Source organism: Paenibacillus sp. OV219 (assembly GCF_900110075.1).
In the GTDB taxonomy this organism is placed as follows: Bacteria; Bacillota; Bacilli; order Paenibacillales; family Paenibacillaceae; genus Paenibacillus_Z.
In genome coordinates this window covers 673,875-685,093 of the sequence record NZ_FOCJ01000001.1, presented here as the reverse complement: position 1 = coordinate 685,093, position 11,219 = coordinate 673,875, and the positions used below count along the sequence as shown (strand labels likewise).

At 50.1% G+C, this 11,219-nt stretch carries 11 protein-coding genes; 2 read left to right on the top strand and 9 right to left on the bottom strand.

Going from position 1 to position 11,219, the window contains the following annotated elements:
* Nucleotides 1-10 precede the first annotated feature (10 nt).
* On the bottom strand, nucleotides 11-1,153 hold the full coding sequence (locus BMY11_RS02940; protein ID WP_090572963.1) for a glycosyltransferase family 4 protein: 1,143 nt from the start codon (nucleotides 1,151-1,153) through the stop codon (nucleotides 11-13).
* Between the two features lie 156 nt (nucleotides 1,154-1,309).
* On the opposite strand from BMY11_RS02940, the gene BMY11_RS02935 reads away from it, so the two are divergent.
* Nucleotides 1,310-2,509, top strand: a complete 1,200-nt coding sequence (locus BMY11_RS02935; RefSeq protein WP_090572962.1) for a GGDEF domain-containing protein — start codon at nucleotides 1,310-1,312, stop codon at nucleotides 2,507-2,509.
* Nucleotides 2,510-2,981: 472 nt separating this feature from the next.
* Here BMY11_RS02935 and queC read toward each other — a convergent pair whose 3' ends face one another.
* From queC to BMY11_RS02905, 6 genes are all read right to left on the bottom strand, one after another.
* A complete protein-coding gene (gene queC, locus BMY11_RS02930) occupies nucleotides 2,982-3,671 on the bottom strand; it encodes a 7-cyano-7-deazaguanine synthase QueC (RefSeq protein ID WP_090572961.1) in 690 nt (229 codons plus the stop codon).
* Nucleotides 3,672-3,675: 4 nt separating this feature from the next.
* Nucleotides 3,676-4,392, bottom strand: a complete 717-nt coding sequence (locus tag BMY11_RS02925) for a 7-carboxy-7-deazaguanine synthase QueE (protein WP_090572960.1) — start codon at nucleotides 4,390-4,392, stop codon at nucleotides 3,676-3,678.
* The gene (gene queD / locus BMY11_RS02920; protein ID WP_090572959.1) at nucleotides 4,376-4,858 is read right to left on the bottom strand and encodes a 6-carboxytetrahydropterin synthase QueD; all 483 of its coding nucleotides are present in this window, start codon (nucleotides 4,856-4,858) and stop codon (nucleotides 4,376-4,378) included. Before queD ends, BMY11_RS02925 begins: the two co-directional genes overlap by 17 nt.
* A 56-nt stretch (nucleotides 4,859-4,914) precedes the next feature.
* On the bottom strand, nucleotides 4,915-5,724 hold the full coding sequence (locus BMY11_RS02915) for a PhzF family phenazine biosynthesis protein (protein WP_090572958.1): 810 nt from the start codon (nucleotides 5,722-5,724) through the stop codon (nucleotides 4,915-4,917).
* Between the two features lie 69 nt (nucleotides 5,725-5,793).
* A complete protein-coding gene (locus BMY11_RS02910; RefSeq protein WP_090572957.1) occupies nucleotides 5,794-6,741 on the bottom strand; it encodes a DMT family transporter in 948 nt (315 codons plus the stop codon).
* Nucleotides 6,742-6,794: 53 nt separating this feature from the next.
* Nucleotides 6,795-7,247, bottom strand: a complete 453-nt coding sequence (locus tag BMY11_RS02905) for a GyrI-like domain-containing protein (protein ID WP_090572956.1) — start codon at nucleotides 7,245-7,247, stop codon at nucleotides 6,795-6,797.
* A gap of 228 nt (nucleotides 7,248-7,475) precedes the next feature.
* Here BMY11_RS02905 and BMY11_RS02900 point away from each other — a divergent pair, with 228 nt between their 5' ends.
* Nucleotides 7,476-8,030, top strand: a complete 555-nt coding sequence (locus BMY11_RS02900; RefSeq protein WP_090572955.1) for a GNAT family N-acetyltransferase — start codon at nucleotides 7,476-7,478, stop codon at nucleotides 8,028-8,030.
* A gap of 64 nt (nucleotides 8,031-8,094) precedes the next feature.
* Here BMY11_RS02900 and fdhA read toward each other — a convergent pair whose 3' ends face one another.
* On the bottom strand, nucleotides 8,095-9,312 hold the full coding sequence (fdhA, locus tag BMY11_RS02895) for a formaldehyde dehydrogenase, glutathione-independent (RefSeq protein WP_090572954.1): 1,218 nt from the start codon (nucleotides 9,310-9,312) through the stop codon (nucleotides 8,095-8,097).
* A gap of 168 nt (nucleotides 9,313-9,480) precedes the next feature.
* Nucleotides 9,481-11,172, bottom strand: a complete 1,692-nt coding sequence (locus tag BMY11_RS02890; protein ID WP_090572953.1) for a methyl-accepting chemotaxis protein — start codon at nucleotides 11,170-11,172, stop codon at nucleotides 9,481-9,483.
* Nucleotides 11,173-11,219: the final 47 nt, after the last annotated feature.

The window sequence follows — 11,219 nt, the reverse complement described above, 5'->3', positions numbered from 1 at the left end:
CTGTTCCTCTCTATTCCAACTCTTCCGTAGCTGGATTGATCTCGGTGTACACTTGCTTCAACTGTGCGATTACGCGCTGCAGCGAATAAGCCTTTTTGGCTTTGTTCCATGCCGCTCTTGCCATGTTATAGCGGAAATCCGGATCCGATACCACTTTCTCCAGCGCTTTCGCTAGCGCGGTCGGATTCTCCGGTTCGACTAGCAAGCCGTTAATGCCGTCATCGATCTGCTCGGCAATACCGCCTACATTCGTGCCGATAAGCGCCAGCCAGCAGAGCGCTGCCTCCGCGAAAACCGATCCGAACGCCTCTGCCCGCGAAGGGAGCACGAAGACGTCGAAGAACGGCATGAACTCTTCCGGATGCAGCATGTAGCCGTAAAAAATAATGTCGTCATATAAATTCAGCTGCTGCGCCAGCAGCTCCAGCTCCGGCCTTATTGGCCCATCACCGATAATATGAAGGACAAACGGCTGGCCGCGCTCTTTCAGCTGCGCACACGCATGAAGCAGTATATCAAGCCCTTTCGCCGGAACGAGTCGGCAGACGGTAATGAGCTGCACGACTGCATTTTCATGGGAAATCGGCTTAAATCGCTTCTCATCGAAACCGTTCGGGATGACAACGATCCGGTCTGCATCATTGACATAAGGACGCATATAATTGCGGAACGAATCCGAAGCCGTCAAAATCCGCTCTGCCTTCGATTCAATTTCGCGGTAGATCGACGTGAGGAACTTATGCTCCATGCCGCCTTCGGTGATTTTGCCATTCAGAATAAGCTCGCGCTCATAACTGGAATGAATCGTCATGACAAGCGGCGTATCCGGGAACAGCTGCTTCATAACAAGCGCCGGAATCGGATGATGCGCGTGAATGAGATCGTATGTCTTGTTCAGCCGTAGCTTCGTCCACCAAACGTAATCACGGTAGGTTTGCAAATATTTATCAATAATAGGGTTTCCCTCATAAATGCTTATATCGAAAGTATCGAATGTGACACGTTCCTGACCTTTGCCACGTACTCGTTTCGGCAGCGAGAACAGCTCCATATCCCAGCCGAGCTTATTGAAACGTTCTTGAATATACGGAACCATTGAGGACACGCCGCCCGGTTGCTCCGGTGGAAAAAACAATGCCTGCAAAATATTCATGTGCCCGCGAACCTCCTCAAACAAACCTGCATTTTACTTCTCGACCTGCCAAAAACATGATATACTAGAACATACGTTTCTGTAAAGCTGATGTGCCGGGCTTAACCGACTCTATTCTGCACCGTGCGTCTACTCTCATAATTAGGTGGTTCAAACATGACATTTGTTAATTGGCTCGCCGGACAAGCCGGACAAACCTTCACATCCGCTTGCGTGATGACAATTCTCGTACTCATGCTCTTCATGGCGATAAAGCTGTACAAGAGCTACAGACGAAACCAGACGCATCTTCTGCTCATTATCGTACTTCCGCTCGTCATTATCCAGAACGGGGCACTCATCAGCCTATCTGTTCCCGACTGGTCAGCCTCGCCATACTTACATATTGGATACTCGTTTGTCAGCTTACTCTCTTTTATCATTATAAACTTTGTTTTCATGAAATTATATACCGGCCCAGCCGCAAGATTGAAGGGCATGCCCTTCTTATTGATGATGATCGGCTTAGGACTCGTTACCGCTGCTCAAATTGCATATAAACCTGAGATGCTAAGCAATCCAATCGCCGCAGGTAGTGTTGATCTACTTGCGCTTGATTTCTATGGACTCATTCTAAACTTTGCTATTCTGCTCAACCTGCGCGGTATCGACCAGCGATTCAACTATTCCGCCAGCCTGATCGTTTATTTCGTTTATCAGCTCTCAGCTATGGCCGACAGCTATGTGTTCCATGGAGACAAACCGATACTGGTCATCTTCATACATTTGCTGCCTATCGTCTATTATACGCTCTTGTTTCTGCTCTTGTTCGAATGGGTGCTTGAACGGCTTATGATGACGTTCCAGTCGTCGATTACCGACGGTCTGACCAGCCTGTACAACCGGCGGCACTTCAACAAGAAAGCGGAGCAGCTGCTGCGCGAGATGAATCGGATCGCCATCATCTTCTGCGATATCGACAATTTCAAGAAGCTGAACGATACGCAAGGCCATCATAAAGCGGACGGCGTACTGAAGCACGTCGCCGATATCATTAAAGAAGAGACAGCAGGCATCGGCACAGCAGGACGTTACGGGGGCGAAGAACTATTAGGGCTCGTCGCAGCACCTGGCGTCAAGCCGGAGGATGTGGCGGAAGCTATCCGGAGCCGCGTCGAGAAAGAAACGATGGTAACAATCAGCGTTGGTGTCAGCGTTTCCCGCGAAGGTACAACAATTGCCGAAGTCGTCAAGCAAGCGGATGAAGCAATGTACCAGTCCAAAACGACCGGCAAGAACAAGGTTTCGCTGCACCCGTCCGTGCAGAAGCGATCCCGTTCGGAAGGTGAAGGAGCGAAGCGCAGCAAGCAAGCATAACGGTTATTTTGTAAAAACAAGCGCCGCCCTCGTTAGCCAAAGGTAGTGGCTCACGAGGCGGCTATTTTACTTCAGCGGACATCGTATAGTGACCATCTGATTTATCTGCTCTTTACTTTTTTTCGGAGGGACTTTGGCGCTGAGAGCCGGATTCTCCGCCTCTCGGAGCAGAACTGTGGCTGTTTTGGGTCTGAGAGTAGTGTTTTCCAACTTTCAGACTTCCCAGCAACTCCATTTGGCAAAAGTTGAGCTGAGAGAGTTCCCTAGCGTAAGCCAGCGAATATGGTGCTGAGTGCCTATTTACTCTCTCAGCCTCTTTTCCAAGACCTTTCAAGCCTGTCCTCGGCTGCGCGAACCGCCGACTCTCCGTACCTCTCGTGAGCCCACTCACTAACTCGCCAACGCGCAAGTAACCCTATGCAATAAAAACCAAACCGCCCTCGAAAAGGGCGGTTTGGTTCTTCCCAACCTATTATTTATACGGAATTGGATCTTTCATACCCGCTTCAGCAAAGCCTTTCAATCGCAGTCTGCAGCTGTCGCATTCGCCGCAAGCATCTGGCTCGCCATTGTAGCACGATGTTGTCAGATGATATGGAACGCCCATCCTCGTACCTTCTTTGACAATATCAGCTTTAGTCAAGTGGATGAGCGGCGTCTCGATCGAGATCGGTCTGCCTTCTACACCGATCTTCGTCGCGATGGCGATTACTTCTTCCACCTTCGCGATAAACTCTGGACGGCAGTCCGGATAACCGCTGTAGTCCAGTGCATTCACGCCGATATAAATGGCTTCAGCGCCTACCGTCTCCGCGAACGATGTTGCAATGGACAGGAACAACAGGTTCCGTCCAGGCACATACGTAACTGGAATCTCGCCAACTTCGTCCGGCACAGGATCTGTGCCAACCTTTGGCACGTCAATGCTGTCATCAGTCAGCGCGCTGCCGCCGAAATCACGCAAAAAGCCGAGCTCGACCAGTCTGAACCGGTCGCTCACGCCGTAGTGCTCCGCAACTGCACGCGCGTTGTTCAATTCGATTTTATGGCGCTGGCCATAGTCGAACGTTATCGGGTACAGCTCATATCCCGCTTCCTTCGCATATCCCATGCAAGTTGTACTATCCAAACCGCCGCTTAGAATAACGACTGCTTTTTTCATTTACTTACACACCTCTCTTAGCTGGATCCCAAATAATTTTGTGTAGCTGCATATTCAGCTTAACGCCAGTAAGCCCGCTTGCGAGCATCTTCTCAACAAGACGCGCTGGCGGCATTGACTCCCATACCGGGCTGAACATCGCGAGTGCCTTCGTCGGATATTTCGCAAGTGTCTCCACCGCTGCATCGAAATCGCGGTCACTTGCGATTACGAACTTGACTTCATCCTGCTCGCGCAACAGGGCGAAGTTCTCATGAATCATCGTTTCATTCTCGCCGGAGTCCGGCAGCTTGTAATCCATAATGTACCTCGCTTTAGGCGATGCGATGTCGCGAAGGAATGGTGCCAGATCAATCGCCCCGTTCGTCTCCACATGCACGTCCTTCATGCGATCAATATCGCATAGCGCCTGCAGCAGTGCGCCTGAACGGCTGCCATACAGCAGCGGCTCGCCGCCTGTCATGCAAATATGCTCCGCTTTATACTTCTGCGTAACTTCGGCAACAATATCCTCAATGGTCATTGTAAATTCCGCTTCGGCAGGTGGATAGCTATATTTCGTATCGCACCAGACACAACGGAGGTTGCAGCCGAACAGACGTACAAAAACGGTCGGGAACCCGGCACGTGTGCCTTCGCCTTCGACCGTTTCAAAAATCTCAACCATGGGCAGACGAATGGAGCGCTTCTCTTGCTCTGCAGTGTTATTCTGCATGCTCATCCGCCTCCATCAATTCACGAGTGACAGCGGCGAAGCTGGTTGGCGTTTCCCATAGGCGAATCTCTTCGATCCGGATAGCCGGGTAGTGACCTTCCTCAACAAGCGCTTCGTGAATTTGTTCATAAATCCAGACGACCATATTCTCAGCCGTTGTATTCATCGGCGGCAGTACCTCGTTCAAGTAACGATGGTCCAGCTTGTCGATGACACGCTCTTTGGCAATCCGCTTCATATCGGCAAAATCAATCGTCAACCCGCGTTTATCCGTTTTCCCGGACATAATCGTTTGAAGTTTATAAGTATGGCCGTGCAAGCTCTTACACTTGCCTTCGTATAAATGCAAATGATGCGCACTGTCAAAAGTAAATTCCTTCGAAACGAGCACGCGCCTATTATGATAACGAAGCTGTTGCTCCTCAATATCGGTCCCGAACTGCTCAATGTGCTTCGGAATCTCGTAAGTCACGTTTTACACCTTCTCCTCTTATGCAATTGCAATATAGTATTATAGCACAACTTGCATTATACGGAAAGATGTCCGTTCAAAACAGTTACCGCTTTTCCCGAAATTAGAATTCGGCTCCCAACAATCGCAAGCTGCAGCTCCCCGCCTCTTGCAGAAGCCTGGTACGCAAGGAAATCATCCTTGCGCAGCCTACGCTGCCAATACGGCGCGAGTGCGCAATGTGCAGAGCCGGTTACCGGGTCTTCATCGCATCCGGTCGCCGGATAGAATGCTCGCGATACGAAGTCATATTCGCTGCCGTTGCCAGCTTTGCTCGTCACGATAACACCTCGTGCCTCAACACGCGCGAGCATAGCGAAGTCTGGCTTCAGCGTTCGCACCGTCTCTTCACTGTCGACTTCAACGAGATAGTCGATGCGGTTCTTACCTACATATCTCGGAATGAGTCCAAGCCCCTGAATCAACTCTTCCGGCGCTGTCACAGGTGCTGCCGGCTCTGCCGGAAAGTTAAGCATAATGCCTTCCACCGAAAGATCTGCTGTCAGCAGACCGCTGAGCGTATGGAATCTTGCCTGGCTGCTGCTTGGAAGATGCCCGTTCTCCCACAAGTAATGCGCGCTCGCCAAAGTCGCATGACCGCACAGGTCGACCTCAATCGTTGGCGTAAACCAGCGAAGTGAATAGCTGCCGTCTTCGCGGCGAACGAGGAAAGCCGTCTCCGACTGGTTCATCTCAGAAGCAACGCTTTGCATCCATTCTGCATCCCGCTCCTCTTGCAGCAGGCAGATTGCGGCCGGGTTACCTTTAAACGGCTTGCTTGTAAAAGCATCAATTAGCGCTATCGGAATTGAAATGGAACGATTCATCCTATTATGTTCCTCCTCTATGTAACAAAAGCCGATCCCGGAGCTTATCCGGTTCGGCATTCGTCGTTATTACGCCTCGGACGGCGTGAGCAACTTCTGTTTCTTCTTGCGGTTAACAATAATAATTCCGCTACTGACAAGCGCAAGCGCGCCAATAACAGCGCCTGAAAGCGGCTCATTCAAGAAGAGAGCGGACTGCAGCACTCCGAATACCGGAATGAGGAACAAATACATGGATACGCTGCCGACTTGGTTGTACTTCATCACATTGTTCCAAAGCGTAAACGCCAGCGCCGAAACAAGGGCAAGGTGCAGAAGCATTAGCAGCGCAATCCCGTCAAAATGAAACGGCGTAAGGCCCGTACTCCAAGCTGCGATGACGCACAACATAACGCCTCCGAGCAGCATTTGGTAGCCGTTAATATACGAGATGCTGTACGAAGCCGACGCCTTGCGAGACAGCAAATTACCGCATGCATTGAAGAGCGTCGCCGCCATCAGCAGCAGCTCGCCCACTGAGAAATGGAGGCCAGAATTGCCGTCATGCTTGGATAATCCGAGCACGAGCAAGCCGACAAAGCCAACAATGAGCCCAAGTCCTTTTGCCCCGTTAATCCGGTCATTCTTGTACAGGAAATGCGCGATTACGATCTGGAAGAATGAGATCGTCCCCGCAATGACTGCTCCTACGACGCCTGCGCTCATCGATAAGCCTGCGTAGAAGAATGTATATTGCAATACCGTTTGCAGTAGCGCGATCGTGCTTACCATACCTCCGCTGCCTCGCTGATAGCTGAGTCGCTCACGCCTAATAAGCATATACAGCAGAATAAGCACGCCGGCCAGCGTGAACCGGTAGCCTGCGAAGAGCAGCTGCTGGAGCGTATCTCCAGAGCCAATGCCAAGCCTCTCGTAGCTAAGCTTAATAAACGGATAAGAGCTCCCCCAGAGCAGAGTCGCGCTGATAGAAGCTCCAATAATACCTAATGGATTGGTGAAAAATTTGGCTGCGTTCATAGCTTTATTCGTTTCTCCTTCTTCGGTGCAGGCAGCCACTTCATGTGAAACTTTTATTGCTCTTCAATGGGGATAAGCAGTTCAACCTGCTCCTCTTCCAAATGCTCGTCAATATAAAAAATTTCAAGGGAAACCGCATTTTCCCGTCTCGTCAGCTTCTGCTCGTTGATCCATGCCGAGAGCTGCTCATAGCCTTCACCGATTCGTTTATTTGTGCAAGCGGCCATTGCATAGGTGCGCTGCGGAACCGTAAATTGCACCATGCCTGGCGGCACCTGCTCCAGATGGGGCACCTCAAAGCAAGCCCAATATGTAGCAAATACTTCGTTGCCGAAATACGGGCTGTAAAGCACAGTTGTCTTTACTTCTCCTTCAATCTCATGCTTCCTTTGAAGGAATGCGCTTTGCAGAAGAATAGCTTCATCAGGGAAAGACGAGTAAGGACCGCAATAGCTAATTCCAACCACGTTCAAGGCAGGTTTCGTAACTAATGTGCAATTATCCATCGCGAATAACCTCCTGCAAAGTTTGAGTAGAAGCTATAGGTTAACCCGTTATCAGTTTACCATGATCGAGAGCTTGTTTGGTATCTATTTGTTGCCAATTATATTTATTCAAAGTAAAGGAGATCACGCATAAAGTTCGAATTACATGTTTCAGTGAACATTTGAGCCGCTGCCACTGCTCCGTTCCAGTGCCTAACATTCAATATAACAAGATAAAGGAATGATCCCATGGAAGTGACTGATTTCAATAAGCAATTAGAGAGCAATCGCCTGCAACTGAGTAGAATTACGCCTGACGACGTAGATGATATATTTGAGTATGCGAGTGATTATGAGGTGTCGAGGTTCACGTCTTGGGTACAGCATCAAACGATCGATCATTCACATTCCTTCGTGAATGTTGTTAGGCAGAAATACGACAATAACCAGCCAAGCGATTGGGGCATCATTGATAAAGTAACGAACAAGCTAATCGGAGCATGCGGATGGGTATACGTTAATGAGAACCATCGTCGGGCGGAAATTGGGTATGTGCTGTCACGGAGCTACTGGAATCTAGGCTACATGTCTGAAGCCGTAACAATGATTCTACAGTTTGGTTTCCAAGATCTCAATTTGAATCGAATCGAAGCAAGATGTTTTGCGGAAAATACCGCTTCTGAACGCGTCATGCAAAAGGTAGGCTTGCAATACGAAGGTCTCCTGAGAGAGCAGATGCTAGTTAAAGGCAACTTGATCGACCTCAAAATGTACTCCATTCTGAAGAGGGAATGGCAGTCCTAATGATCGAGAAAAAAGAAGGTGACACCTGAAGCATTGCTTCTCCTGTGTCACCTTCTTCGTTCAATTAGCGTCTTACCGAGCCATGCGGATCGATGACGAACTTCTTCGATGCGCCGCGATCGAATTCCGTATACGCTCCAGGAGCTTGGTCGATCGAAATAAGCGTTGCGTTAACGGCTTTCGCAATTTGCGCTTTGCCGCTTAATATTGCTGTCATCAGCTCGCGGTTGTATTGCATAACCGGCGTCTGACCTGTTACGAAAGTATGGGATTTCGCCCAGCCGAGGCCGAAGCGAATCTTCAACGTACCGACCTTCGCATCATCGTCAACCGCACCTGGGTCGCCTGTTACGTAGAGACCAGGGATACCGAGACGTCCGCCGGCACGCGTGACTTGCATGATGGAGTTCAGTACCGTTGCCGGTGCTTCACCATGAGCATGTCCATGACCATGCGCTTCGAAGCCTACACAGTCAATGGCGCAGTCCACTTCAGGAACGCCGAGAATCTGGTCGATCTGCTCGCCAAGGTTCGGATGCTCGCGAAGGTTGACCGTCTCGCAACCGAAGCTTCTCGCTTGCGCCAGACGCTCACTGTTCAGGTCTCCGACGATTACCACTGCCGCGCCAAGCAGCTGAGCGGAGTGTGCCGCAGCAAGGCCGACTGGACCTGCCCCTGCCACGTAGACCGTAGAGCCTGGCTTCACGCCCGCACTCACAGCACCATGATAACCAGTTGGGAAAATATCAGATAGCATCGTGAGGTCGAGAATTTTCTCCATCGCACGTTCTTTATCCGGGAACTTCAACAGTTGGAAGTCTGCGTAAGGAACCATTACATACTCGGATTGACCGCCAACCCAGCCGCCCATATCGACATAACCATAAGCAGAGCCCGGACGATCCGGATTCACGTTTGAACACACATTCGTGTTCCGCTCGCGACAGTTCCGGCAACGTCCGCATGCGATATTGAATGGAACGGAGACGAGATCGCCTTTCTTAATAAATTCAACGTCACGCCCAACCTCAATGACTTCACCTGTAATTTCGTGTCCGAGCACGAGCCCGCTAGGAGCTGTCGTCCGCCCACGCACCATATGTTGGTCGCTGCCGCAAATGTTTGTAGTAATGACTTTAATAATGACGCCGTGTTCGCATTTTCTGCCAACATTAAGTGGGTTAACGCCAGGCCCGTCACGCAAAATCAAATCAGGATACGAAATATCCCGTACCTCAACTTTACCGGGCTCTACAAAGACTATCGCACGATTCCCTGCCATTAGTCAGCCTCTCCTCTTTCAAGAAAATAGTTTACTGCTTGTTCACACTCCCTCATTGTAATCGCTTGCAGATTGAAAAGCTATCCTGTTTTTCTAAAATAATACCTACGTGCAAAAAAAAGAAGCTCCGGGCGAGGCAGCTTCTCTGGATACATCTATATGGCTTCATTAGTTAAGCTTGAAGCCATGAAGAACATCATTCAAATCCTCCGCTAGTTTCCGAAGCTCCAGCGTTGACGACGTAATCTCCTCCATCGTCGCAAGCTGCTCTTCCGTCGCTGCCGAGTTGTTCTGGCAAGATGCGACGACTTGATTGCTCGCTTCCGCAACGCTCTGTGCCATCTCGACCACCTGTCTTCCCGAATCGGAGAGCGCCATCGTCGTCTGCGAGATGTCGCTTACTTGCGTGGATACCGCTTCGATACTTCCTTCAATCGTTTGGAACATCTGATTTACCTGATTCGTACGCACTAGCCCGCTTGCCGCTTGCGCCGACACCGTCTTCATCCCGGTAGCTGCCTGGCTTACACGAAGACGCACATCTCCAATAAGCTCGCTAATTTGCTGCGCAGACAGTTTGGACTGCTCCGCCAGTTTACGAATTTCCAGAGCGACTACGGCAAAGCCTCTGCCGTGCTCTCCTGCCCGTGAAGCTTCAATGGATGCATTAAGCGCGAGCAGATTAGTGCGGTTTGCCACTTCGGTAATCATCTCCGTAATTCCCCCAATTTGCTGGGACTGCTGTTCAAGCAGCTGCATCACTTCCGTCGCATGCTGCACCGTTTCATGTATCGTCTCCATCTCATGAAGCACTTCATTGACAGATTGCGCTCCTTGCTTCGAAGCATCAGAAGCAGAAGAAGCAAGCTTCGCGACCACTTCGTTGCCGGCTGACACGGCGCTGATGTCCTCTGACATCTGCGTAATCGCACGGATCGCTTCACCAAGCTGCTCCTGCTCTTGATCAGCGCGAACAGCGATGAACTGCGTCGCCTCCACAATATGCTCTGTTGCGCGTGTCGTCTGCTCCGCACTAGCACTCAGCTGCTCCGACGAGTTTGCTGCGAGATTAGCTGTGTTTAACGCCTTAGATAGAATCGTCCGGAGATTTGCCAACATCTTGTTGAAAGCACCGGCCAGCTCTGCAAGCTCCCCCTTCGACCGAATCGTCAGTTCCTTGCTTAAATCCCCTCTCCCTTCAGCAATTTCATGGAGTTGTCGGTTGATGATCTTGATCGGCTTCACAATCGAACGGGTGAGCAGAACTCCGAGAATAGCTGCAAGTAGCAGTGCAATACTTACGAGAATCGCCATAATCATGTTCTGCTGATCTGACTCCTCAACCCGCTGCTTCTTATCACCTTCAAGCTCCTGTGTGATGCTAGTGAGCATATCACTGTTGAGCTTATCCATCGTTTTGCGGGCAGAGCGCTCATCGCCGAAGTGGAGTGCGTAAGCCTCCTGAGCTTTCCCCTGATCCATTAATGCTCTAGCTCTCTCACTGTCGCCTATAAATGGATCATAGTCAGTTTTCAACTGTTCGACTTGTTTCCTATTCTCAGCCGTCAGCGTCGGATTAATCAGCATGGAGCCCAGGATCGCTCTAGCCTCCTTGTCCTTCGCTGCAATTTCATCGAGATAGGTTTTCTCTTTCGTCAACAGATAACCCCGCTCATCGTTCGAAATACCAGCAACCTTGAACTGAAATTCTCGCAATTGTAGTTGAACTGCATTGTCCTGCAGCATTTCCGTGTAGGCCGATCTTGTCTTATTCGTATGATCGTAAGCAACATAACCAAGTAAACCCATTAACAGAATAATAAAGGCAAAACAACTGAAAAGCTTCGTTCGAATATTCATGACTGCTGATCCCCTCTCTAAATATAGGCCAATAGCCTTTGAGCTAT

What these genes read in the sequence shown, in the direction of transcription:
- BMY11_RS02940 (WP_090572963.1), bottom strand. Translation starts at nt 1,153, where the DNA reads ATGAATATTTTGCAGGCATTGTTTTTTCCACCGGAGCAACCGGGCGGC.
- BMY11_RS02935 (WP_090572962.1), top strand. Translation starts at nt 1,310, where the DNA reads ATGACATTTGTTAATTGGCTCGCCGGACAAGCCGGACAAACCTTCACA.
- queC (WP_090572961.1), bottom strand. Translation starts at nt 3,671, where the DNA reads ATGAAAAAAGCAGTCGTTATTCTAAGCGGCGGTTTGGATAGTACAACT.
- BMY11_RS02925 (WP_090572960.1), bottom strand. Translation starts at nt 4,392, where the DNA reads ATGAGCATGCAGAATAACACTGCAGAGCAAGAGAAGCGCTCCATTCGT.
- BMY11_RS02915 (WP_090572958.1), bottom strand. Translation starts at nt 5,724, where the DNA reads ATGAATCGTTCCATTTCAATTCCGATAGCGCTAATTGATGCTTTTACA.
- BMY11_RS02910 (WP_090572957.1), bottom strand. Translation starts at nt 6,741, where the DNA reads ATGAACGCAGCCAAATTTTTCACCAATCCATTAGGTATTATTGGAGCT.
- BMY11_RS02905 (WP_090572956.1), bottom strand. Translation starts at nt 7,247, where the DNA reads ATGGATAATTGCACATTAGTTACGAAACCTGCCTTGAACGTGGTTGGA.
- BMY11_RS02900 (WP_090572955.1), top strand. Translation starts at nt 7,476, where the DNA reads ATGGAAGTGACTGATTTCAATAAGCAATTAGAGAGCAATCGCCTGCAA.
- fdhA (WP_090572954.1), bottom strand. Translation starts at nt 9,312, where the DNA reads ATGGCAGGGAATCGTGCGATAGTCTTTGTAGAGCCCGGTAAAGTTGAG.
- BMY11_RS02890 (WP_090572953.1), bottom strand. Translation starts at nt 11,172, where the DNA reads ATGAATATTCGAACGAAGCTTTTCAGTTGTTTTGCCTTTATTATTCTG.